The organism is Acuticoccus sediminis, from assembly GCF_003258595.1.
GTDB lineage: Bacteria > Pseudomonadota > Alphaproteobacteria > Rhizobiales > Amorphaceae > Acuticoccus > Acuticoccus sediminis.
Genome location: NZ_QHHQ01000009.1, coordinates 68,104 through 91,788, shown reverse-complemented (window position 1 = coordinate 91,788; position 23,685 = coordinate 68,104). Strand labels below are relative to the sequence as shown.

Annotated in this window: 21 protein-coding genes; 18 read left to right on the top strand and 3 right to left on the bottom strand. The window is 71.8% G+C overall.

Annotation, left to right across the window (positions count from 1 at the left end; translation table 11 throughout):
• The first annotated feature begins 47 nt into the window (after window positions 1–47).
• The 11 genes from DLJ53_RS29330 to DLJ53_RS29280 all read left to right on the top strand — a co-directional run bounded on the left by DLJ53_RS29330 (window position 48) and on the right by DLJ53_RS29280 (window position 13,629).
• A complete protein-coding gene (locus DLJ53_RS29330) occupies window positions 48–1,739 on the top strand; it encodes a thiamine pyrophosphate-requiring protein (protein ID WP_162409669.1) in 1,692 nt (563 codons plus the stop codon).
• A gap of 26 nt (window positions 1,740–1,765) precedes the next feature.
• Window positions 1,766–2,458: a cysteine hydrolase family protein gene (locus DLJ53_RS29325; RefSeq protein WP_146620134.1), complete on the top strand. Its 693-nt coding sequence runs from the start codon at window positions 1,766–1,768 to the stop codon at window positions 2,456–2,458.
• Between the two features lie 105 nt (window positions 2,459–2,563).
• Entirely contained in the window at window positions 2,564–3,448 is an 885-nt protein-coding gene (locus DLJ53_RS29320) for a LysR family transcriptional regulator (protein ID WP_111351796.1), read from the top strand.
• A 108-nt stretch (window positions 3,449–3,556) separates the two neighbouring features.
• Window positions 3,557–4,018, top strand: coding sequence for a formate dehydrogenase subunit gamma (locus DLJ53_RS29315; protein ID WP_111351794.1), 462 nt, complete (start codon window positions 3,557–3,559; stop codon window positions 4,016–4,018).
• Entirely contained in the window at window positions 4,015–5,532 is a 1,518-nt protein-coding gene (locus tag DLJ53_RS29310; RefSeq protein ID WP_111351793.1) for a formate dehydrogenase beta subunit, read from the top strand. The genes DLJ53_RS29315 and DLJ53_RS29310 overlap by 4 nt, the downstream gene beginning before the upstream one ends.
• A complete protein-coding gene (fdhF, locus tag DLJ53_RS29305) occupies window positions 5,529–8,477 on the top strand; it encodes a formate dehydrogenase subunit alpha (protein ID WP_111351792.1) in 2,949 nt (982 codons plus the stop codon). Before DLJ53_RS29310 ends, fdhF begins: the two co-directional genes overlap by 4 nt.
• A 1-nt stretch (window position 8,478) precedes the next feature.
• Window positions 8,479–9,318 carry a formate dehydrogenase accessory sulfurtransferase FdhD gene (fdhD, locus tag DLJ53_RS29300; protein WP_111351790.1) on the top strand — a complete coding sequence of 280 codons (840 nt, stop codon included), beginning with the start codon at window positions 8,479–8,481 and terminating at the stop codon, window positions 9,316–9,318.
• Window positions 9,308–9,511 carry a formate dehydrogenase subunit delta gene (locus DLJ53_RS29295; protein ID WP_111351789.1) on the top strand — a complete coding sequence of 68 codons (204 nt, stop codon included), beginning with the start codon at window positions 9,308–9,310 and terminating at the stop codon, window positions 9,509–9,511. The genes fdhD and DLJ53_RS29295 overlap by 11 nt, the downstream gene beginning before the upstream one ends.
• Before the next feature lie 466 nt (window positions 9,512–9,977).
• The gene (locus tag DLJ53_RS29290) at window positions 9,978–11,549 is read left to right on the top strand and encodes an ABC transporter substrate-binding protein (protein ID WP_111351788.1); all 1,572 of its coding nucleotides are present in this window, start codon (window positions 9,978–9,980) and stop codon (window positions 11,547–11,549) included.
• 234 nt (window positions 11,550–11,783) lie between these two features.
• Entirely contained in the window at window positions 11,784–12,731 is a 948-nt protein-coding gene (locus tag DLJ53_RS29285; RefSeq protein WP_111351787.1) for an ABC transporter permease, read from the top strand.
• Between the two features lie 16 nt (window positions 12,732–12,747).
• Window positions 12,748–13,629: an ABC transporter permease gene (locus DLJ53_RS29280; protein WP_111351785.1), complete on the top strand. Its 882-nt coding sequence runs from the start codon at window positions 12,748–12,750 to the stop codon at window positions 13,627–13,629.
• A gap of 148 nt (window positions 13,630–13,777) precedes the next feature.
• Here the strand turns inward: DLJ53_RS29280 and DLJ53_RS29275 are convergent, their stop codons facing one another.
• The 3 genes from DLJ53_RS29275 to ggt form a co-directional block, all read right to left on the bottom strand.
• Window positions 13,778–14,740, bottom strand: a complete 963-nt coding sequence (locus tag DLJ53_RS29275) for an ABC transporter ATP-binding protein (protein WP_111351784.1) — start codon at window positions 14,738–14,740, stop codon at window positions 13,778–13,780.
• A complete protein-coding gene (locus DLJ53_RS29270; RefSeq protein WP_111351783.1) occupies window positions 14,733–15,791 on the bottom strand; it encodes an ABC transporter ATP-binding protein in 1,059 nt (352 codons plus the stop codon). The genes DLJ53_RS29275 and DLJ53_RS29270 overlap by 8 nt, the downstream gene beginning before the upstream one ends.
• A 66-nt stretch (window positions 15,792–15,857) precedes the next feature.
• Window positions 15,858–17,444 carry a gamma-glutamyltransferase gene (ggt, locus tag DLJ53_RS29265; protein WP_111351782.1) on the bottom strand — a complete coding sequence of 529 codons (1,587 nt, stop codon included), beginning with the start codon at window positions 17,442–17,444 and terminating at the stop codon, window positions 15,858–15,860.
• A 410-nt stretch (window positions 17,445–17,854) separates the two neighbouring features.
• On the opposite strand from ggt, the gene phnG reads away from it, so the two are divergent.
• From phnG to DLJ53_RS29230, 7 genes are read left to right on the top strand one after another with little or no spacing between them, the layout of a single operon-like run.
• Window positions 17,855–18,322 (top strand): phosphonate C-P lyase system protein PhnG, encoded by a 468-nt coding sequence (phnG, locus tag DLJ53_RS29260; protein WP_244935188.1) that lies wholly within the window; start codon window positions 17,855–17,857, stop codon window positions 18,320–18,322.
• Window positions 18,322–18,867 (top strand): phosphonate C-P lyase system protein PhnH, encoded by a 546-nt coding sequence (gene phnH / locus DLJ53_RS29255; RefSeq protein ID WP_202913419.1) that lies wholly within the window; start codon window positions 18,322–18,324, stop codon window positions 18,865–18,867. The genes phnG and phnH overlap by 1 nt, the downstream gene beginning before the upstream one ends.
• The gene (locus DLJ53_RS29250) at window positions 18,867–19,982 is read left to right on the top strand and encodes a carbon-phosphorus lyase complex subunit PhnI (protein ID WP_111351780.1); all 1,116 of its coding nucleotides are present in this window, start codon (window positions 18,867–18,869) and stop codon (window positions 19,980–19,982) included. Before phnH ends, DLJ53_RS29250 begins: the two co-directional genes overlap by 1 nt.
• Window positions 19,979–20,893, top strand: coding sequence for an alpha-D-ribose 1-methylphosphonate 5-phosphate C-P-lyase PhnJ (locus tag DLJ53_RS29245; protein WP_111351779.1), 915 nt, complete (start codon window positions 19,979–19,981; stop codon window positions 20,891–20,893). Before DLJ53_RS29250 ends, DLJ53_RS29245 begins: the two co-directional genes overlap by 4 nt.
• Window positions 20,890–21,705, top strand: a complete 816-nt coding sequence (locus tag DLJ53_RS29240) for an ATP-binding cassette domain-containing protein (RefSeq protein ID WP_111351778.1) — start codon at window positions 20,890–20,892, stop codon at window positions 21,703–21,705. Before DLJ53_RS29245 ends, DLJ53_RS29240 begins: the two co-directional genes overlap by 4 nt.
• Window positions 21,706–21,713: 8 nt before the next feature.
• On the top strand, window positions 21,714–22,478 hold the full coding sequence (locus tag DLJ53_RS29235; RefSeq protein ID WP_211100701.1) for a phosphonate C-P lyase system protein PhnL: 765 nt from the start codon (window positions 21,714–21,716) through the stop codon (window positions 22,476–22,478).
• Window positions 22,465–23,652 (top strand): alpha-D-ribose 1-methylphosphonate 5-triphosphate diphosphatase, encoded by a 1,188-nt coding sequence (locus DLJ53_RS29230; protein WP_111351777.1) that lies wholly within the window; start codon window positions 22,465–22,467, stop codon window positions 23,650–23,652. The genes DLJ53_RS29235 and DLJ53_RS29230 overlap by 14 nt, the downstream gene beginning before the upstream one ends.
• Window positions 23,653–23,685 lie beyond the last annotated feature (33 nt).

Below are 23,685 nucleotides of genomic sequence, written 5' to 3'. Positions count from 1 at the left end.
GATATATTGTTATGGGAATAAGACAAAGCTGGCAAGGAAGTTTCGCCGTGAATTTTGCGCCCGAATCCGTCGGTGAAACATGGCTTTGGCTGCTCAAGGCGCGGGGGGTCGACTTCCTGTTCGCCAACGCCGGAACGGACTTTCCCTCCATCGTCGAAGCCATCGCGCGGGCCGGCCAGACGGGCGCCGAAATCCCCCGGCCCGTCGTCTGCGGCCATGAGAACGCGGCGATCTCCATGGCGCACGGCCACGCGATGGTGTCCGGCCGCGCCCAGGCCGCGATGGTCCACGTCAACGTCGGCACCGCCAACGCGTTGAATGGCCTCATCAACGCGGACCGCGACTACGTCCCGCTGCTGCTCGCGGCCGGCCGCACGCCCTTCCTGGAGGCGGGCGAGCCCGGCGCCCGCTCGCTCAACATCCACTGGGCACAGGAAATGTTCGACCAGGCCGGGATGGTGCGCGAAAGCGTGCGCTGGGACTACGAGATCCGCCACCCCGGCCAGCTCGTCACCGCCACCGACCGCGCCCTCGCCATCGCCCATTCCGAGCCCGCGGGCCCGGTCTACATGACCCTTCCCCGCGAGGTCTTGGCGATGGCGCCCGCCTCGCCCGAGATCCCCGCGGCGCCGGTGATGCGCCCCGCGCTCGCCGGCGCGCCCGACCCGGCCGGCATCGCCGCCGCCGCCGAGGCGCTCGCGGGGGCGAAGTCGCCCGTCATCGTCACGGCCCGCGCCGGGGCGGACAAGCAGGTCCCGGCGCTCCTCTCCAGGCTCGCCGCGCGGATCGGCGCGCCGGTGGTCGAGTACCGCCCGCGCCACCTCAACCTCTCCAGCGATGATCCCTTCCACGGCGGCTTCGAGATCGCGCCCTGGCTCGCCGCGGCGGACGTCGTCCTCGTCATGGAATGCGACGTCCCGTGGATCCCGGCCTACAACCACCCCGCCGAGGACCTCACCGTCATCCAGGTCGGCATCGACCCGCTGCAGGCCCGCTACCCGATGCGCGGCTTCCACTCGGACCTGACGATCCGCTCCGCGCCCCGCCTCTTCATCGAGGCGATGCTCGCCGAGCTCGGCGCTCCCCCCGACGACGCCGGGGACGAGCGCGCGGCCACGGTTCGCGCCCGTTGCGCCGGGATGCGCGACGAAGCCCGCGCCGGCGCGCAGATCCAGCCGCGCGAGATCACCATGGCCTGGGCCTCCGCCTGCCTCGACCGCGCCCGCGCGCCGGGCTCCATCCTCGTCAACGAATACCCGCTCGTGCGCTCGGCGATGACGACGACGGAACCGGGCGAGTTCTACGGCAGCTCCCCCTCCGGCGGCCTCGGCTGGGGGCTCCCGGCGGCGATGGGCGCCAAGCTCGCCGCGCCCGAGCGCGAGGTGATCGCGGCGGTCGGCGACGGCAGCCACCTCTTCGCCAACCCCATCGCCTGCCACCAGATCGCCGCGGCCGAGGGGATCGCCATCCTCGTGATGATCTTCAACAACGCCGGCTGGGGCGCCGTCGCCCGCGCCACGCGCGCCATGTACCCGGACGGGCACGCCGCCCGCGCGAACCGCATGCCGCTGACGAGGTTCGAGCCCGCGCCCGATTTCGCCGCCGTCGCCCGCGCCTGCGGCCTCTGGGGCGACACGGTGGAGGACCCGGCGCTCCTCCCCGCCGCCCTCGAGCGTGCCTTCGCCGAGGTGCGCGGGAACGGCCGCTCCGCCGTCCTCGACGTGCGTTGCGCCGGCTGACCGACACGCCCCGGAACGAGGCCACCATGACCGAGCCCCTCCCCCTGCACCCCCTCCTCCCCGAGGCCGTGACGAAGGCCGCCGCCGAGCGGCGCGGCCGCCCCCACGTCTTCCCCGACATCGACCCGGCGACGTCCGCGCTCGTCGTCATCGACCTGCAGCGCGCCTTCATGGACGAGGGCGCGCCCTCCGAGGTCAGACAGGCCCGCACCATCGTCCCCAACGTCAACCGCCTCGCCGCGGCGATGCGCGCCGCCGGCGGCCGCGTCGTGTGGATCCGCGCGACGTTCGACGAGGCGGGCTGGCCGATCTTCTTCGACAACCTCGTCAATCCTGCCCTTTCCGGCCGCATCCTCGACGCCCTTCAGGAGGGGGCGGAGCTCCACGCCCTCTACAGCGGCCTCGACGTGCGCAAGGGCGACATGATCGTCAACAAGTACCGCCTGTCGGCCTTCCTGCCGGGCGCGTCGAACCTGCCCATCCTGCTGCGCACCGCCGGCATCGACACGATCCTCATCGCCGGCTGCATGACCAACGTGTGCTGCGACAGCTCCGCCCGCGACGCCGCGATGACCGACTTCAGGACCATCATGGTGGAGGACGCCAACGCGGCGCGCACGGACGAGGCCCACATCGCCGCCCTCACCACCTTCCTCCAGGCCTTCGGCGACGTCCGCCGCACCGACGACGTGCTCGCCATGCTGGCCCCGAAGGGCTGAGGCACCGCCCGGAACGCGCCGGAGGCGACAATCAGACCGGCGGTCTCGCCGCCCACGGAGCGTTCGCGCTAGGCTCCGGGCCGTGACCCCGACGGAAGGCGGCCCGTGCTCAACAAGCTCGAAATGTTCATCATGGTCGCCAACGAGGGGCACTTCGGCCGCGCGGCCGAGTCGCTCGGCATCACCCAGCCGACGCTCTCGGCCGGCATCAAGCAGCTCGAGGAGCAGCTCGGCGTCCAGCTCATCTTCCGCGGCTCGCGCTTCGGCGGGCTGACCCCGGAGGGCCAGCGTGCGCTGGTCTGGGCCCGGCGCATCGTCGGCGACGCGCGCCAGCTCCGGGACGAGATGCGCTTCGCCCGCCACGGCCTCTCCGGCCAGCTCCGCCTCGGCGTGATTCCGACGGCGCTCACCTGGGCCGCCACCCTCGCCGCCCGCTTCGCCCAGGACCACCCGAACGTGCGCTTCACCGTCCTGTCGCGCCCCTCGACGCAGATCCTGTCGATGCTCGACAACCTCGAGATCGACGCCGGCATTTCCTACCTCGACCACGAGCCGATGGGGCGCGTCAGCACCGAGCCGCTCTACGAGGAGGACTTCGTGCTGGTCTGCGCCGCCGGCTCGCCGCTCGCCGAACGCGCCTCGATCCCGTGGGCGGAGCTGGCCGACACCCGGCTCTGCCTCCTCACGCCCGACATGCAGAACCGGCGCATCGTCAACGAGAACTTCGCCGCCGCGAACGTCACCCCGACCGCGGTGATCGAATCGAACTCGACCGTCGTGCTCATCCAGAGCGTCCTCTCCGGCGCCTGGCACACGATCCTGCCGACGGACATCGCCCTCTTCCTCGCCGAGGGCAAGCCGCTCAGCGCGGTACCGCTCTCCGGCCAGGTCGCGCGGCACCGCGTCGGCCTCGTAGCCCCGTACCGCGAGCCGCACACGCCGATGCTCGCGACCCTGCTGTCGGAAGCGCGGCGGTTGGCGAACGCTTGATAGAAAAGTTCTATCAAGCAACGGCATCTCTATATTGATTCAAGGAAAGGCCGGCGACATGGTCGAACTCTAGGTTCGCAACCCAGCCATGCACAACAAAGGCATAGAATGCCTGTCGCCTCCCCGACCCTCGACACCATCCGCGCCATCGTCGCCGAACACCGGCACCTCGAAGGGCCGATGCTCCCGATCCTCCATGCCATCCAGGAGGCGTTCGGCCGCATCCCGGCCGAGGCCGTCCCGGCGATCGCCGAGGCGCTGAACCTCGGCAAGGCGGAGGTGCACGGCGTCGTCAGCTTCTACCACGACTTCCGCGAGGCGCCCGCCGGACGGCGCGTCATCAAGCTGTGCCGCGCGGAGGCGTGCCAGGCGGTGGGCAGCGAGGCGCTGTCGGAGCGGGTCCTCGCCCGCCTCGGCATCGACTGGCACGGCACCACCGCCGACGGCGCGGTGACGATCGAGCCGGTCTACTGCCTGGGCCTGTGCGCCTGCGGTCCCGCCGCGATGGTCGACGACACGCTCATCGGCCGGGCGGACGCCGAGCGGGTCCTCGCGGAGGCCGCCGCGTGAAGGTCTACGTCCCGCTCGACAGCGCCGCCAGGGCCCTCGGCGCCGACGCGGTCGCGGCCGCCATCCGCGCCGAGGCGGACCGGCGCGGCATCGACGTCACCATCGTGCGCAACGGCTCGCGCGGCATGGTCTGGCTGGAGCCCCTCGTCGAGGTGGATCGCGGCGACGGCCGGGCCGCCTACGGCCCCGTCACCGCCGCCGACGTCCCGGCCCTGCTCGACGGTACGCTGAAAGGCCATGGCCGGGTCGAGGACATTCCCTTCTTCGCGCGCCAGACGCGCCTCACCTTCCAGCGCTGCGGCCTCGTCGACCCGACCGACCTCGACGACTACGCCGCGCACGGCGGCCTCGCCGGCCTCCGCCGCGCCGCCGCGATGAGCGGGCCGGAGATCGTCGCCGAGGTGACCGCCTCCGGCCTGCGCGGCCGCGGCGGCGCCGGCTTCCCGACCGGTATCAAGTGGAAGACCGTCCAGCAGGCGGCGGCGGACCGGAAGTACATCGTCTGCAACGCCGACGAGGGCGACAGCGGCACATTCGCCGACCGCATGCTGATGGAGGGCGACCCCTTCAGCCTCATCGAGGGCATGGCGATCGCCGGCCTCGGCGTCGGCGCCACCCGCGGCTACGTCTATATCCGCTCCGAGTATCCGGTCGCCATCGCGGTGATGCGCGAGGCCGTCGCCGTCGCCCGCCGCCGCGGCGTCCTCGGTCCCGACGTCGTGGGTTCCGGCCGCGCCTTCGACATGGAGGTCCGCGTCGGCGCCGGCGCCTACGTCTGCGGCGAGGAGACCTCGCTCCTCAACTCGCTGGAGGGCAAGCGCGGCACCGTGCGCGCCAAGCCGCCGCTCCCGGCGCTCGAGGGCTTCCTCGGCTGCCCGACCGTCGTCAACAACGTCATCTCCCTCGCCACCGTGCCGGTGATCTTCGAGAAGGGCGCCGCGCACTACGAGGCGTTCGGGCTCGGCCGCTCGCGCGGGACCGTCACCCTCCAGATCGCCGGCAACGTGAAGCGCGGCGGCCTCTTCGAGACGGCGTTCGGCATGACGCTGGGCGAGGCGGTGGAGGAGATCGCCGGCGGCACCGCGAGCGGCCGTCCGGTCAAGGCCGTGCAGGTCGGCGGCCCGCTCGGCGCCTACATGCCCCGCGACCGGTTCGACACGCCCCTCGGCTACGAGGACTTCGACGCCGCGGGCGGCCTCATCGGCCACGCCGGCCTCGTCGTCTTCGACGACACCGCCGACATGCTGAAGCTCGCCCGCTTCGCGATGGAGTTCTGCGCCGTCGAGAGCTGCGGCAAGTGCACCCCCTGCCGCATCGGTGCCGTGCGCGGGGTCGAGACCATCGACCGCATCGCCGCCGGTGACCCCCGCGCGGCCGCCCTCCTCACCGACCTCTGCGAGACCATGAAGGACGGCTCCCTCTGCGCGCTGGGCGGCTTCACGCCCTACCCCGTCATGTCCGCGCTCACCCACTTCCCCGCAGACTTCGCGACGATGAAGGAGGCCGCCGAATGAGCGCGTCCACGACGCACGGCGCCACCCCCGCCACGGGCGCGGGCCGCGACGACCGCGACATGGGGACCCCGGCCCGCGAGGGCGCCCCCGTCACCCTCACCATCGACGGTTTCGCCGTCACGGTGCCCGCCGGCACCTCGGTGATGCGCGCTGCGGCCGAGCTGGACAACCAGATCCCCAGGCTGTGCGCGACCGACACCCTCGACGCGTTCGGCTCCTGCCGCCTGTGCGTGGTCGAGATCGAGGGCCGGCGCGGCACGCCCGCCTCCTGCACCACCCCGGTCGCCGAGGGGATGGTGGTCCACACCCAGTCCGACCGGGTCCGCAGGATCCGCAAGGGCGTGATGGAGCTCTACGTCTCCGACCACCCGCTCGACTGCCTCACCTGCTCGGCCAACGGCGACTGCGAGCTGCAGGACATGGCCGGGGCCGTCGGCCTCCGGGACGTGCGCTACACCCCCGGCGACAACCACTTCGACCCCTCCGCCACCGGCGCCCGCTCCCAGGCCGAGGCGCGGCTGCGCATGCCCGTCGGCGAGGCGAACGCCCGCTACGCGCCGAAGGACACGTCCAACCCCTACTTCACCTACGACCCCTCCAAGTGCATCGTCTGCAGCCGCTGCGTGCGCGCGTGCGAGGAGGTCCAGGGCACCTTCGCCCTCACCATCGAGGGGCGCGGCTTCGACAGCCGCGTGAAGGCCGGCGCCGGGGCGGACGACTTCTTCTCGTCCGACTGCGTGAGCTGCGGCGCATGCGTCGCCGCCTGCCCGACCGCCACCCTGCAGGAAACGTCGGTCGCCGCGTTCGGCACCCCCACCCGCTCCGTCGCCACCACCTGCGCCTACTGCGGCGTCGGCTGCACCTTCAAGGCCGAGCTCTCCGGCGACACGCTGGTGCGAATGGTGCCGGACAGGAACGGCAAGGCGAACCGCGGCCACTCGTGCGTGAAGGGGCGCTTCGCCTACGGCTACGCCCACCACGGCGACCGCATCCTCGACCCGATGATCCGCGAGAGCGTCGACGAGCCCTGGCGCGTCGTGTCCTGGGACGAGGCGATCGCCTTCGCGGCGGACCGCATGCGCGGCATCCAGGCGCGCTACGGGCAGAAGAGCATCGGCGTCATCACCTCGAGCCGCTGCACCAACGAGGAGACCTTCCTCGTCCAGAAGCTCACCCGCGCCGTCTTCGGCAACAACAACACCGACACCTGCGCCCGCGTCTGCCACTCGCCGACCGGCTACGGCCTCGGCCAGACCTTCGGCACCTCCGCCGGCACCCAGGACTTCGACTCGGTCGAGCATGCCGACGTCGTCGTCGTCATCGGCGCCAACCCGACGGACGGGCATCCGGTGTTCGGCTCGCGCCTCAAGAAGCGCCTCCGGGCAGGGGCGAAGCTCATCGTCATCGACCCGCGCCGCATCGACCTCGTGCGCTCCGCCCACGTCGAGGCGGCGCATCATCTCGCTCTGCGACCCGGCACCAACGTCGCCGTGGTCACGGCGATGGCCCACGTCATCGTCACCGAGGGCCTCTACGACGAGGCCTTCATCCGCGAGCGGTGCGACTGGGACGAGTTCCTGCACTACGCCGAGTTCGTCTCCGAGCCGCGCCACAGCCCGGAGGCGAACGCCCTCCTCACCGGCGTCCCGGCCGAGGCCCTGCGCGCGGCCGCCCGGCTCTATGCGACCGGCGGCAACGGGGCGATCTACTACGGCCTCGGCGTCACCGAGCACAGCCAGGGCTCGACCACGGTCATGGGCATCGCCAACCTCGCGATGCTGACCGGCAACATCGGCCGCACCGGCGTCGGCGTGAACCCGCTGCGCGGCCAGAACAACGTTCAGGGCTCGTGCGACATGGGCTCCTTCCCGCACGAGCTGCCCGGCTACCGCCACGTCAAGAACGCCGACGTGCGCGAGATCTTCGAGAAGGCGTGGGGCGTGACCCTCGACCCCGAGCCGGGCCTTCGCATCCCCAACATGCTGGACGCGGCGGTCCACGGGACCTTCAAGGGCCTCTACTGCCAGGGCGAGGACATCCTCCAGTCCGACCCCGACACCAGGCACGTCGCGGCGGGTCTCGCGGCGATGGAGTGCGTCATCGTCCACGACCTCTTCCTCAACGAGACCGCCAACTACGCGCACGTCTTCCTCCCCGGCTCCACCTTCCTGGAGAAGGACGGCACGTTCACCAATGCCGAGCGCCGCATCAACCGCGTCCGCGAGGTGATGAAGCCGCGCGCCGGCTACGCGGACTGGGAGGTGACGCAGCTCCTTGCCAATGCCATGGGCGCCGGCTGGGACTACGCCCACCCGTCCGAAATCATGGCCGAGATCGCCGCGACCACCCCCTCCTTCGCCGGCGTCACCTATGATCTCCTGGACGAGAAGGGCTCGGTGCAGTGGCCCTGCAACGACGCCGCGCCCGAGGGCACACCCCTGATGCACGTCGACAGCTTCGTGCGCGGCAGGGGCCGCTTCATCGTCACCGAGTACGTGGCCACCGACGAGCGGACGGGCCCGCGCTTCCCGCTCCTGCTCACGACGGGGCGGATCCTGTCGCAGTACAACGTCGGTGCGCAGACCCGCCGGACGGCCAATGTCGTGTGGCACGACGAGGACCGGCTGGAGATCCACCCGCACGACGCCGAGGTGCGCGGCCTCAAGGACGGGGACTGGGTCAAGCTCGCCTCCCGCGCCGGCGAGACGACCCTGCGCGCGCGGATCACCGACCGCGTCAGCCCCGGCGTCGTCTACACGACGTTCCACCACCCGAACACGCAGGCCAACGTCATCACCACCGACTATTCGGACTGGGCGACCAACTGCCCCGAGTACAAGGTGACGGCGGTGCAGGTGGGCCTCTCCAACGGACCCACCGACTGGCAGGAGGACTACGCCGCCCAGGCCGAGCGCTCCCGCCGCATCCTGACCCCGGCGGAATGATATGACCGCGCACCCCCTCGTCCACACGCTGGCGGGCCGCGCCGTGCGCGCGGAGGGCGAGGCCCCCGTCTGGCGCACCCTGCCGGAGGAAGCGCCCGTCGCCCTCGTCTACGACGGCACCACGCACGCGGTGATGATGGCGAGCCCCGACCGGATCCGTGATCTCGCGACCGGCTTCTCCCTCACCGAGGGCATCATCGCGAGCCCGGACGACATCGCCGACTACGAGGAGGTCGCCCACGGCGAGGGCGTCGAGGCGCGCATGTGGCTCGCCGGCGACCGGAGCGCGGCGCTCATGGCGCGGCGGCGGACGCTCGCCGGCCCGGTCGGCTGCGGCCTGTGCGGCATCGACAGCATCGCCGCCGCGCTCGCCGAGCTGCCGGCGGTGCGCTCGCCCCTCCTCCTCGGAGCCGAGGACGTCGCCGCCGCGACGGAGCGGCTGCGGGCCTGCCAGCCGCTCCACGACGAGACCCACGCCGCCCATGCCGCCGGCTTCCTCCTGCCCGGGCGGGGCATCGTCCTGGCGCGCGAGGACGTCGGCCGCCACAACGCCCTCGACAAGCTCGTCGGCGCGATGGCGCGGGCCGGGATCGACGCCGCGTCCGGCGCCTTCGTGATGACGAGCCGCGTCTCGGTCGAGCTGGTCCAGAAGTGCGCCATGGCGGGCTGCCCGGCGCTGATCGCCGTGTCCGCGCCGACGGCGCTCGCCCTGCGCCGCGCCGAGGCCGCCGGCATCACCCTCGCCGCATTCGCGCGCGACGGCGCCTTCGACGTCTTCAGCCACCCCGAACGCATCCTCGCGTCCGTCCCCGAGCTCACGGCAGTCCCCGATGTCGCCTGACAAGATGGTCCGCATGGCGAACCAGATCGCCACCTTCTTCCGCACCCAGCCGGGCGACGACCAGGTCGAGCGCGTCGCGCACCATCTGCGCGACTTCTGGGACCCGAGGATGCGCGAGCAGCTCCTCGACCACGTCGCCCACGGCGGCGCGGGGCTCGACACGCTCGTCCGCCAGGCCGCCGAGCGCCTCTAGCGCCCCCACCCGCATCTGCCCGCGCCTGCCGTGCCTGCCGTGCCTGCCGCGCGCGGCGAATGACGGGCGGCGCCGCCCGCGCGCCCGCCCGGCCGCCCCCGCCAGCCCAATGCGCCGCCGAACGGACGCGCGCCGCGAGCGACCGCGCCGCCGTCGCTCGCCCGGCCCGGCGGACACCCTCCTCGCCATACCGCCCGCGCTGCCCCGTCCAGCGGCGCCGGCCGGCCCCGCCGCGATGCCCGCACACCGGAACGGCGGCACGCTGAAATGGCATGCAACTCGTCCAAAGCGCGTTCAGGTGGCACAGAGCCTGCAAGATCATCCATATGGTTGATCCAGTGGCGATAAATTCAGCGTTGGTCGAACCGACAGCGCCTCCACGCAGCGATCAGGCACCGCCGCCCTTGTGCCGACAGGTCCCGCCTGCCGCACGGCCCTTCGAACGCCCACGAACAGGACGACGTCTATGCTGAAAGCTCAACTCGCAAGGTCCACCCTTGCCGCCATGCTGCTGGCGGCAGGCGCAACGATGTCGGTCACGGCGGCGCAGGCGCAGTCGGTTCTGCGTGTCGTGCCCTACGCCGACCTGCGCAACCTCGACCCGGTGTGGACCACTGCGATGATCACGCAGCACCACGCCTACATGATCTACGACACGCTGTTCAGCTACGACGTCGACCTCAATCCGCAGCCGCAGATGGTGGGCGACTACTCGGTCAGCGACGACGGCCTCACCTACACCTTCACGCTGCGCGACGGGCTGAAGTTCCACGACGGCTCGCCGGTGACGGCCGAGGACGCGGTCGCCTCGATCGTGCGCTGGGAGGCGCGCGACAACGGCGGCGGGGCCCTTCAGGGCGTGACCGAATCGCTGTCCCCCGTCGACGAGGACACCTTCGAGCTGAAGCTCTCCGAGCCCTACGGCCTTGTGCTCGACACGCTGGCCTCGCTCACCGGCCCGTTCATCATGCCGAAGGCGGTCGCCGAGACCGACCCGTTCGAGCAGGTGAAGAGCTACATCGGCTCCGGTCCGTTCGTGTTCAACGAGGCGGAGTGGGTCCCCGGCAACCGCGTCGTCTACGACAAGTTCGAGGACTACGTGCCGCGTGACGAGCCGCCGAGCGGCGCCGCCGGCGGCAAGGTCGCCAAGGTCGACCGCGTCGAGTGGCTCTACCTGCCGGACCCCGGCACGGCGATGGCCGCGCTGATGAACGGCGAGGTCGACTACTGGGAGGCGCCGCCGGTCGACCTCGTTCCGGTGCTGGAGGCCAACCCCGACGTCGCCGTCGACACGCAGGACCCGTTCGGGCTCATCATCATCCTGCGCCCGAACCACCTCTACCCGCCGTTCGACAAGAAGGAGGCCCGCCAGGCGCTGCAGTACATGGTCGACCAGACCGAGTACATGACCGCCATGGTCGGCAACCCGAAGTACTGGCAGACCTGCGCCTCGCTGATGATGTGCAACACGCCGGGCGAGACGAGCGCCGGCAACGCCGAGATCATGGTCAAGGGCGACATGGCCAAGGCCAAGGAGCTGATGGACAAGGCCTATGACGGCGAGACCGTGGTCGTCATGCACCCGACCGACCACCCGTCCGGCCCGGCGGCGCTGATCACCGCCGCCAAGCTCCGCGAGCTCGGCGTCAACGTCGAGCTGCAGGCGATGGACTGGGCGACGCTCACCTCGCGGCGGGCATCGAAGAACGAGCCGTCCAACGGCGGCTGGTCGATCTTCCACACCCGCACCGGCGTCGGCTCGGCCTCGCCCGTGACCCACCTCGGCATCGCGGCCGGCGAGACCGCCTGGTTCGGCTGGCCCAGCAACGAGAAGATCGAGGAGCTGCGCATCGCCTGGGGCAAGGAGCCCGATCCCGAGAAGCGCGCCGAGATCATGGACGAGCTCCAGGTCGAGATGATGGACTACGCCCCGTTCGTGATGCTCGGCCAGTACCAGATGCCGTCCGCCTGGCGCTCGAACGTGTCGGGCGTCGTGAAGGGCGCCGTGCTCGGCTTCTGGAACGTGTCGGTCGACTGACCCGGCGGCGACCCGCCCGCATCGCCATCCGGCCCCCCGCCGCCGCACGGTGGCGGAGGGTCGCGGCCGTTCCGGCCGCACGATCCGACCGCCTCGGCCCCGCCGGAGGGACGGCCTTCCGCTCGAGCGGCGCCGCGACGGCCCGCAGCACTCCGAGGCGGCCGCACAGCGGTTCCTGACCGGACCGCCCGTCACCCCAAGGGTCCGCAGGGCCCGATCGCTCCGAGGCCCACCATGCTTGCCTACGCCGTCCGGCGTCTCCTCGCCACGATCCCCGTCCTCTTCGTCGTGGCGGTGCTGATCTTCCTCCTGCTCCACCTCGGGCCGAGCGACCCCGCCGCGGTGATCGCCGGCGACTTCGCCCAGCCGGAGCACATCGAGCGCATCCGCCAGGACCTCGGTCTCGACCGGCCGCTCTACGTCCAGTTCGGTACCTGGATCTGGGACGTGCTGCAGGGCGACCTCGGCAGCTCGATCTACAACGACCGGCAGGTGAGCGAGCTGATCCTGCAGCGCGTCGAGCCGACGCTCGCGCTGACGCTGTCGACGATCTCGTTCGCGGTCCTGATCGGCGTGCCGATCGGCGTGCTCGCGGCGTGGAAGGCCGGGAGCTTCGTCGACCGCGCGGTGATGATGGTCGCGGTCACCGGCTTCTCGCTGCCGGTCTTCGTGCTCGGCTACATCCTCATCTTCGTGTTCGCGCTGAAGCTCCAGCTCCTGCCGGTGCAGGGCTACGCGAGCTACCGCGACGGCATCGTCCCGTTCGTGCGCAGCCTCGTCCTGCCGACCCTGTCGCTCGGGATGATCTACGTGGCGCTGATCGCCCGCATGACGCGCGCCAGCGTCATCGAGGTGCTGAACCAGGACTACGTGCGCACCGCCCGCGCCAAGGGTCTCGCCACCGCGCCGATCCTGCTCATCCACGCGCTGAAGAACGCGGCGATCCCGATCGTCACCACGATCGGCCTCGGCGTCGCCCTCCTCATCAGCGGCGTGGTGGTGACGGAGACGGTGTTCGCGCTGCCGGGCATCGGCCGGCTCACGGTCGATGCGATCGTGCGCAAGGACTACCCGGTGATCCAGGGCGTCCTGCTCATCTTCACGGTCGTCTACGTCCTCATCAACCTCGCGGTGGACCTCAGCTACTCGCTGTTCGACCCGCGCATCCGCTACCAGAACTGAGGACCGGCCCGTGAGCATGACGACCCTGTCCACGGCCGCAGCGCCGGCGACGCCGAACCTCCTCGCCCGGGGCTGGACCTTCACGCGGCGCAACCCCACGCTCGTGGTGGGCGGGGCGATCCTCGCCCTGCTCGGCGCGATGGCGATCTTCGCGCCGCTCATCACGCGCTACGACCCGATCGCGCTAGACGTCGTCAACCGCCTGAAGGGGCCGACCGCGGACCACCCCTTCGGCACCGACATGATGGGACGGGACATCTTCTCGCGCGTCATCTACGGCAGCCGCGTCTCGCTGATGGTGGGCCTGTCGGTGGCCGCGGTCGCGACGGCGATCGGCCTCGCCATCGGCCTCGCCGCCGGACTGGTGCGGTGGGTCGACGTGGTGGTGATGCGGGTGATGGACGGGCTCATGGCGATCCCGTCGGTGCTGCTGGCGATCGCCTTCATGGCGCTGGCGGGCTCGTCGATCCGCAACATCATCATCGCGATCACGATCCCCGAGATCCCGCGGGTCAGCCGTCTGGTGCGGGGCATCGTGATGAGCGTGCGGGAGCAGCCCTTCGTCGAGGCGGCGGTCGCGGCGGGGGCGAAGGACCTGCCGCTGCTGACACGCCACATCCTGCCGACGACGATCAACCCGCTGATCGTGCAGGCGACCTACATCGCCGCCTCGTCGATCATCTCGGAGGCGTACCTCAGCTTCCTCGGCGCGGGCACGCCGCCGGAGATCCCGAGCTGGGGCAACATCGTCGCCGAGGGACGGTCGCTGTTCACGGTGGCGCCGGGCGCGGTGCTCTTCCCGAGCATCTTCCTCGCCGTGACCGTGCTGGCGGTGAACATCATGGGCGACGGCCTGCGCGACCGCCTCGACCCGCAGATGCAGCGCGGCCTGCGCTGACGCCCCGGAGCGGCGGTCCGGGCACCGCCGCGCCGTCCCTCCCGACGGGCGACGGGCGGCGCGAGCGCGAGGGAGGAACACCCTCGCGCCTGCCCCTCCGCCGGCCATGCGGGGACGATGCCCCCGGCGCCGCCCTGACGACGCCCCCTCAGTCGTTGAGGTGGCAGGCCGCGAAGTGTCCGGCCTTCACCTCTCGGTAGGCGGGCGGCTCGCTCCGGCAGCGGTCGAAGGCGTGCGGGCAGCGGGTGTGGAAGCGGCACCCTGACGGCGGGGAGACCGGGCTCGGGACGTCGCCGGAGATGATCGTCTTGTCCCGCTCCACCTCGGGGTCCGGGATCGGCACGGCCTCGAGAAGGGCCCGGGTATACGGGTGGAGCGGCTCCTCGAAGAGGTCGCGCTTTTCCGCCAGCTCGACGATCTGCCCCAGGTACATCACCGCGATGCGGTGGCTGATGTGCTCCACCACCGCGAGATCGTGGGCGATGAACAGGTAGGCGATCCTGTGCCGCTCCTGCAGCTCGGTCAGCAGGTTGATGACCTGCGCCTGGACCGACACGTCGAGCGCCGACACCGCCTCGTCGCAGACGATCACCGAGGGCTCGAGGGCGAGGGCCTTGGCGATGACGAGGCGCTGGCGCTGGCCGCCGGAGAACTCGTGCGGGTAGTGGTCCATCTGTTCCCGCCGCAGGCCGACCTTCTCCAGCAGGTCGCCGATATAGTCGCGGGTGGGGCGCTGGCCGAAGTTCACGAGCGGCTCGGCGACGATGTCCCCCGCCTTCATGCGCTGGTTGAGCGACGAATACGGGTCCTGGAAGATCGCCTGCAGGCGCTGGCGGTGCGGGCGCATCGCGTGGCGGTCGAGGTGGGTGATGTCGGTCCCGCCGAGCGCGATCGTCCCGTCCGTCGGCTCGACGAGACGCAGGATGCAGCGGCCCACGGTGGACTTGCCGCAGCCGCTCTCGCCGACGAGGCCGAGCGTCTCGGCGTGACCCAGCTCGAAGCTGACGCCGTCGACGGCATGGACCTTGGCGACCTCGCTGTTGAAGAGGCCGCGGCGCACCGGATAGTGCTTGGTCAGCCGGTCGACCACGAGCGGACGTGGATCAGGCATCGGCGCCCTCCATCAGGCGGTGCGCCTCGAAGCAGGCGGTCAGGCGGCCGGGGACCATCTCCATGAGCGGAGGTTCCTCCGCACGGCAGCGGTCGGTCGCGAGGGCGCAGCGCGGGGCGAAGCGGCAGCCGGCCGGCACGTCGCGCAGCGACGGCACGAAGCCCGGCAGCTCCACGAGCTTGCCCCGCCGGCCCTTCGGCACGGCGCCCTTCTGCGGCAGCCGCGGGATCGAGGCGAGGAGCCCCTTCGTGTACGGGTGCAGCGGCCGGCGGAACACCTCCCGCACGGTGCCGCGCTCGACGACCTTGCCGGCGTACATGACGACGAGGCGGTCGCACGTCTCGGCGACGACGCCGAGGTCGTGGGTGATCATGATGACCGCCATGCCGAGCTTCTGGCGCAGCTCCAGGATGAGCTGGAGGATCTGCGCCTGGATGGTGACGTCGAGGGCGGTCGTCGCCTCGTCGGCGATGAGGAGCTGCGGGTTGCAGGCAAGCGCCATGGCGATCATGACGCGCTGGCGCATGCCGCCGGAGAGCTCGAACGGGTACTGCGCGATGCGCCGCTCCGGCTCGGGGATGCGCACGAGACGCAGCATCTCGACGGCGCGCCTGCGGGCCTCGGCGCGGCCGAGCCCCTCGTGCACGCGGATCGTCTCGGTGATCTGGTAGCCGATCTTGAGCACCGGGTTGAGGCTCGTCATCGGCTCCTGGAAGATCATCGAGGCGACCTTGCCGCGGATCTGTCGCATGCGCGGCTCGGAGGCGCCGACGATGTCCTCCGCGCCGAGGCGGATCGTGCCGTCCACGATGCGCCCCGTCCGCTTGGAGAGGAGGCGCATGATCGACAGCGCGGTCACGCTCTTGCCGCTGCCCGATTCGCCGACGACGCCGACGGTCTCGCCGCGGCGCACGTCGAACGAGACGCCGTCGACGGCCCGCACGATGCCGTCGCGGGTGAAGAACTGCGTCTTCAGCCCGTCGATGGCGAGGACCGGGGCCGCCGTGGCGGCGGCCCCTGCGATCGCGGGTGCCTCCTCGATCACGGACATCGGAGCCGCCCCCCGATGTCCGCCCGGCCCGCGGCGGCTGCCGTCTCGCGCGTCCCGGCAGGGCGATCAATACGCAAGGGCACAGCCGTCCTTGCGCGGCTCGGATCCGGCGATGAGGACGTCGCGATCATGGTCGAACCAGATGGCCTGGCCGCCGCCGACCGGGTCCTGGCGCACGACCTTGTGGCCGCGGGCGGCAAGATCGGCGGCGACCTCGTCGGAGATCGTCGCCTCGAGGCGCAGCTCGCCGTCGAAGGCGAAGGAGCGCGGGGCGGCGAGCGCGTCCTGCGGGTCGAGGGCGAGGTCGAGCATGCCGGTGACGACGGTGGAGTGGCCGACGGGCTGGTAGTGCCCGCCCATGACGCCGAACGGCATCACCATCCGGTCTCCCTCGCCGAGCATCGCCGGGATGATCGTGTGCATCGGCCGCTTGCCGGGCTCGATGACGTTCGGGTGCCCGTCGATCAGGCGGAAGCTGGTGCCGCGGTTCTGCAGCATGACGCCGCTCTGCGGCCCCATGATGCCGGAGCCGAACCCGGAGAACAGCGAGTTGATGAACGAGATCGCGTTGCGGTCCTTGTCGACCACGGTGAGGTAGGTCGTGTCGGAGTGCATCATCGGCTCGACCGGGGCCGGTTCCCTGGCGCGCTTCAGGTCGATGTCGGCGCGGATGCGATCGGCCTCGGCGGCGGAGAGAAGGTGGTCGGTCGGCACGTCGACGAAGGCCGGGTCGCCGATCAGCGCGTTGCGGCGGGCGTACGCGGCCTTGGCGGCCTCCGCGAGGAGGTGGATGCGGTCGGCCTCGCTGTAGCCCGGATCCCCGTAGGCGTAGCCGGAGAGGATGTTGAGCATGATGAGAGCCACGATGCCCTGCCCGGCGGGCGGGATCTCGTAGACGTCGTAGCCGCGGTAGTTGACGCTGATCGGGTCGACGTAGGTCGGCGTGTTGGTGGCGAAGTCCTCCAGGGTGTGGAGGCCGCCCAGCGTCTTGAGGCGGCCGACGATGTCCTCGGCGACGGGGCCCTCGTAGAAGCCCTTGCGGCCTTCCCTGCCCACCCGGCGGAGCGTTTCGGCGAGCTCCGGCTGCACGTGGCGGTCGCCGGCCCTCGGCGCCTTGCCGCCGGGCAGGAAGCGGGCCTTGGTGTAGGGATCGAGCGCGAGCTTGCCGGCGAGCCTGGCCCAGTCGTGCGCAACCCGCGGGGCGAGGAGGAAGCCATCCTCCGCCGACTTGATCGCCGGCTGCAGCAGCTCCTCGATGGACTTCGTGCCGTGGTCCTCGACGAGGCGGCACCAGCCGTCGACGGCGCCGGGGACGGTCACGGCATGGGGCGTCTCGACCTGGATCTCGGCGATGCCCGCCTCGCGGTACCAGTCGAGCGTCGCGGCCTTCGGGGCGCGCCCGGAGGCGTTGAGGCCGATGGGCCGCGGGCTGCCGGCCTTCCAGTAGATCGCGAAGCAGTCGCCGCCGAGTCCGGTCGAGTGGGGCTCGATCACGCAGAGCTGGGCCATCGCGGCGATCGCCGCGTCGACGGCGTTGCCACCGGAGCGCAGCACGTCGATCGCGGTAAGTGTCGCGAGGGGGTGGGCGGTCGCGGCTGCTCCATTCTGGGAATAGACGGCGGATCGGCCGGCGTTGAAGTCGCGGCGGGTCATTCGGGTATCCTCTCTTTGCCCCGCCCCGTCAGCCGGCGCGCGACAGGCGAGGCAAGGCGGTCGTTTCTGGTGTGAAGCAGGACACGGGCCATCCGGCCCCGGCGGCACACCTTTCGGTAGTGCCGTGCCCCCGGCGCCCCGCCTCCGCGCGGCAGGATCGCCCGAACGCCCGCCGATGGGAACCGGCGCCGTGACGAGGTGCCACGACCCGACGGAGGGCCGCGCCGGCCACTCGCGGCGGACGCCGCGGACGGGCGAGGCGCCGTCGAGCCGCACGGGGGCGGCGGGGAATCGCACGCGCCGTCATCATACTGTCGCCTCCCTATGGCAGAACTTATTCGAATGACATAGTAGAAGTACGGATGACACTGCGTGCCGTCTGCGGCGCGCCCGACGGAGGGGGACGGACAGTGAGTGGGAACGACCTCGGAGGATCCGCCACCGGTGCGGCGGGCCCAGCATGCCCCGACGCGCACACGCTCGGCACCCTCGCCCGCGCCGAACCGGGCGCGCTCAAGCGCGTCGCCGAAGCGCTGCTGGAGGACCTCGGCGACATCGAGGTGTTGGCGAGCCGGACGGGCCTCGCCATGCTGCCGCGCGAGGACAGCGTGACGGGAACGCTGTTCCATCTCGGCGAGGTGCTGGTCGCGGAGGCGCACATCCGGCTCGGCGACGGTGTCGAGGGGTACGGCGCCGTCGTCGGCCGCGACCTGGAGCGGGCGATGGCGATGGCGGTGGTCGACGCCGCGCTCGCGGCCGGCCGCGCGCCGCGCTCCGTCCACGACTTCGTCGCCGGGGAGGCGGCGCGCCACGCGGCGGAGGACACCGCCCGGCTCGCCAAGGTCGAGGCGACTCGCGTCGAGATGGAGGCCTTCTGATGGACGCACTCGTCACCCCGACCCCCGAAGACATTCGAATGAGTGAGGCGTTCGAGTCGCTGATGTGGGCGCTCGCCCGCCCCGGCACGCGCCAGCGTCTCGCCGAGCCGGGCCTTCTGCCGCTGGCCGCCAGCCTCCTCGACCGCGAGACGACGGTTCACGCCGGCGACGGGACGATGGCCGCGGCCCTCGCCGCGACCGGCGCCCGCGCGGCGCCCCTCGAGACGGCGGAGTTCGTCTTCACCTCCCTCGCCGGCGAGGCGGACGCGGCGCGGGCGGCGACGGCGTCGGTCGGCGATCCGCTCTACCCGGACCGCGCTGCCACCGTCTTCGCGCCCGCAACGTTCGGCGGCGGCGGGACGGCGCTGCGGCTCGGCGGGCCCGGCATCCGCGGCACCGTCCGCCTCCCGGTCGGCGGCGTCCACCCGTCGTTCTGGGCCGCGCGCGCGAGGGCGATCCGCTACCCGCTGGGCTTCGACCTCTACCTCGTCGCCGAGGACGAGGTCGTCGGCCTTCCCCGCTCCACCCGCATCGAGGTGATCTGATGGCCTACGCAGCGACCCGCGGCGGCGAGGAGGCGATCGCGCAGGCCGAGCGCCTCTACCGCGACGACCTCGGCCCCCTCACGGCAGGGCGCATCGCCGAGGTGCGCCGGGCGCTCCCCTACCTCGTCGACCGCGTGATGGGCGAAGCCTCGCTCTACGAGCCGGACCTCGCGGCGCTGGCGCTGGCGCAGACGGGCGGCGAGCTCTACGAGGCGGTGCTGCTCCTGCGCGCCTACCGCACGACGCAGCCGCGCCTGTGGACCGCCGAGCCGGTCACCCACCGCGACATCCTCACCGTCCGCCGCATCTCCGCCGCGTTCAAGGACATTCCCGGCGGGCAGATCCTCGGACCGACGCTCGACTACTCGCACCGCCTCCTGAAAGTCGGCGTCCTCGCCGGCGAGACGGACGTGCCGGAGCCCGTCACCCCCGGCAGGACCTCCGCGCCTGCCACGCAGCCGGCGCTCGCCGACTGGCAGCGCGAGCAGGGCCTCGTCGCGCCCGAGCGCGCCGCGAAGGTCCCGCTCGACGACATTCCCGACGTGACGCGCGACGGGCTCCTCTTTCCGCCGCCCCGGGCGCACCGGCTCCAGACGCTGGCGCGCGGCGACACCGGCGGCATGCTGGCCCTCGGCTACGCCAACCAGCGCGGCTACGGCCCCGTCCACCCCGCCGTCAACGACCTGCGGCTCGGCGAGGCGGAGGTGCGTCTGCGCCACCCGCGCGGCACGGTCTTCAGCGCCGGGCGCGTGCGCGTCAGCGAGACGGAGATGGTGTCGAAGGACCCGAGGGCGGACACGCTGAAGCTCGGCTTCTGCGCGACGTTCGGCTGGAACGAGGTGAAGACCATCGCCGGCGCGACCCTCGACCTCTCGATGGAGGAGCAAAGCGCCTTCGCCGCCGCCGACGAGGAGTTCGTCCTCTACCACACCGAACCCACCGAGGCGTCGGGCTTCTGCATCCACTTCAAGATGCCGCACTACGTCACGTTCCAGTCGAGCCTCGACGCCCTGCGCGGCGCCAACGCCGACCGCGACCGCCGCGCCGCCCGGGCGAAGGCCAGGCCGAAGGCGGACAGGATGTCCGGGGCCGAGATCGAGGAGGCGCTGTCGTGAGCCTGTCCACCCTCACCAGGCCATGGCGGCCCTTCAACTACGGCTTCCTCGACGAGTCGGCGAAGCGCGAGATCCGCCGCCGCACGCTGAAGGCCATCGCCGTCCCCGGCTACCAGGTGCCGTACGCCAGCCGCGAGGTGCCGATGGCGCGCGGCTGGGGCACCGGCGGCCTGCAGGTGACGCTGACGCTCCTAAAGCCGTCGGCCGTCGTGAAGGTCATCGACCAGGGCGCGGACGACTCGGTCAACGCCGCCTCGATCCGCAAGTTCCTGCGCCGCGTCGGCGGCGCGGGCGAGACGCTCGACACCACCGAGGCGACGCTCATCCAGTCCCGCCACCGGATCCCGGAGGAGACGCTGCGGGCGGACCAGATCCTCGTGCTTCAGGTTCCCGACCCGGAGCCGCTGCGCTCGGTGGAGCCCGATATCTCGGAGGCGCGCTACCGCCACGCGGACGCCGACTACGGCCTCCTCTGGCTGAAGCTCTACGAGCAGATCGTGCGCTCGGGCCGCATCATGCAGGGCGCGAGCTACCCGAGCCTCGTCAACGGCCGCCACGTCATGAGCCCCTCGCCGATCCCGCGCTGGGACGTGCCGAAGCTGCACCAGGCGGAGAACCTGACGATCCTCTCGGCGGGGCGGGAGAAGCGCATCTACGCGGTGCCGCCGCACACCGACGTCGTGCCGCTCGTCTTCGACGACATCGCCTACCGGGTGGAGGACCACGCCGGCATCCCCTGCGGGCGCAGCGGCGTGACGGGCTACTTCCTCAACGAGCTGCCGCAGGCGGGCGGGGCGTCGCTCCACGAGATGTCCGACAGCCACTTCGCCACCAAGCACATCCAGAAGCGCGAGGGCGCCCCGGTGACGCTCGGCGATACCTATTACAGGAACGGGAGCATGGCGCGATGAGCCTCACCATGGCCATGCCGCAGCGGGAGCCGCCGGCCCTCGTCACCGCCGCCCCCCTCCTCGCGATGACGGGCGTCGCCAGGCGCTACGGCGACGTCGAGGCGCTCAAGGGCGTCGACGTCTCGGTCTACGCGGGCGAGGTGCTGGGGATCGTCGGCGAATCCGGCTCCGGCAAGTCGACCCTCCTGCGCGCCATGAACCTCGAGGAGGAGCCGGACGCAGGCCGCTACACGCTGGACATCCCCACCCACCGCGGCACCGATCTCTTCACACTCGACCGCTACGAGCGACGGATGCTGCGGGCGCGCGAGATCGGCATCGTCTACCAGAACCCGCACGCCGGGCTGCGCATGCGCCACTCCTCCAGCGGCAACGTCGCCGAGCGGCTGGTGATCGCGGGGGAGCGGCGGTTCGGCGAGCTGCGGCGGCGGGCGAAGGACGCGCTCATCGCCTCGGACTTCCCGATCGCACGGATGGACCGGCCGCCGGTGGAGCTGTCGGGCGGGATGCAGCAGCGCGTGCAGCTCGCCAAGGCGATCGCCCTGGAGCCGACGCTGCTGCTCCTCGACGAGCCGACCACCGGCCTCGACGTCAGCGTCCAGGCGCTGGTGCTCGACACCCTGAAGCGGCTGCAGCGCGAACGGCGGATCACCATGGTCCTCGTCAGCCATGACCTCGGTGTCATACGCACGATGGCGGACCGTGTCATGGTGATGCGGCATGGCGAGGTCGTCGAAGCGGGCCTCGCCGATCAGGTGTTCCAGGATCCCCAGCACGCCTACACCCAGCAACTCGTGCACGCGAAGCTATGAGCATCGACATGACCCACGACCGGGGCACGGCCCGGTCCCCCTCGCCTGCCCCGGCCGGCACGGTCCTCGCGGTCGCGGGACTCGCGAAGACGTTCACGATGCATCACCTCGGCCGCCTGCTGCCGGGGTTCGCGGACGTCACCTTCACCCTCGGCGCCGGGGAGTTCCTGCTGCTGACGGGGGAGAACGGGGCCGGGAAGTCGACGCTGCTGCGGACGATCTACCGCTCCTGCCTGCCCGGCGCGGGCTCGGCGGTGTTCACCATGGCCGACGGGCGGTCCATCGACCTCGCCCGCGCCGCCGACGTCGACATCGTCGAGCTGCGCAAGGGCGAGATCGGCTTCGTGACGCAGTTCCTCAACGCCCGCCCGCGCGTCTCGGCGGAGGAGCTGGTCGCCGAACCGCTCCTCCTCGCCGGCAGCGACCGCGAGGAGGCGCGGCGGGAGGCGCGGCGCATGCTGGGGGCCTTCGGCCTTAAGCGGGCGCTGTGGCCGGCCTATCCGTCCACCTTCTCGGGCGGGGAGCAGCAGAAGGTGAACCTTGCGCGCGCGCTGGTCCACCCGCCCCGGCTGCTCCTCCTCGACGAGCCGACCGCCTCGCTCGACCGGACGGCCCGCGCCGCCCTCGTCGAGCGCCTCGCGAGCATGAAGTCCGCAGGCGTTGCGATGATCGGCGTTTTCCACCATCCCGAGGACGTCGCGCCCCTGGTGGACCGCGACGTCCGGCTGGAGCGACGCCGCGAACACGAAGAGGCTGACGATGTGGCTGAGTGAGTTCGACCTCGTCCTCCCCGATCGCGTGGTCCCGAACGGGGCCGTGCGCATCGAGGACGGGCGGATCGCCGAGGTGCGCGAGGGTCCTGTCGCCGAGGCCGCGATCCGTGGCGGCGGCCGGCTCCTGATGCCCGGCTTCATCGACATCCACGGCGACATGGTGGAGCGCGAGGTGGAGCCGCGGCCCGGCGTCAGGATGCCGCTCGAGCTCTCCATCCTGGAGCACGACAAGAAGCTCGCCGCGACGGGCGTGACGACGGCCTACGCCTCGCTCTCCTTCAGCCCCAACTCGCCCATCACCGGCAAGGTGCGCACCGAGGAGACGACGCGCGGCATCATCGAGGCGATCGTCGGCATGCGGGACGAACTGCTGGTCGACCACCGCATCCACGCCCGCTTCGAGGTGACGTTCCCGCGCGCGGCGGAGGTGGTGCAGGACCTCATGCGGCGCGGCGCGGTCGACCTCGTCTCGCTGATGGACCACACCCCGGGGCAGGGCCAGTACCGCGACATCGAGAAGTACGCCGCGTTCATGGCGAACGCGCGCGGCATCTCGGTCGAGAACGCGCACACGCAGGTCAGGAAGCGCATCTCCGACGGTCTCGCCGCCGCCGGCACCACGACGGCGACGATCACCGCGATGACCGCGATCGCCGCCGAGCACGGCATCGCCATCGCCTCGCACGACGACGACACGGCCGACAAGGTGGCGCTGATGCGCGACTTCGGCGCCGGGATCAGCGAGTTTCCGGTCACGATCGAGGCCGCGCGCGAGGCCAAGCGGCGGGGGATGTGGACGGCGATGGGGGCGCCGAACGCGCTGCGCGGCGTCTCCTACTCGGGCAACCTCTCGGCCCGCGAGCTCTACGAGATGGGGATGCTCGACATCCTCGCCGCGGACTACCACCCGCCGGCGATCCTGCCGTCCATCCTCCTGCTGGCGGACCTGCGGGGCGGGCTGCCGGAGGCGGCGGCGCTCACCAGCCTCAACCCGGCCCGCGCCGCGGGGCTTCACGACCGGGGCGCCATCGCGCCGGGGCTGAGGGCGGACCTCGTGGTCGCCGACCACGCGCCGCGGCCGCGCCTGCGCGCCACCTTCAGCGCCGGGCGGATGGTCTACGGCGACGGCACGCTCGCCGTCGCGCCGCAGGGAGCGCCGGCCCTCGCCCTCTGACGGCGCGCGCTCGTCGGGCCGCCGTCACCGGGC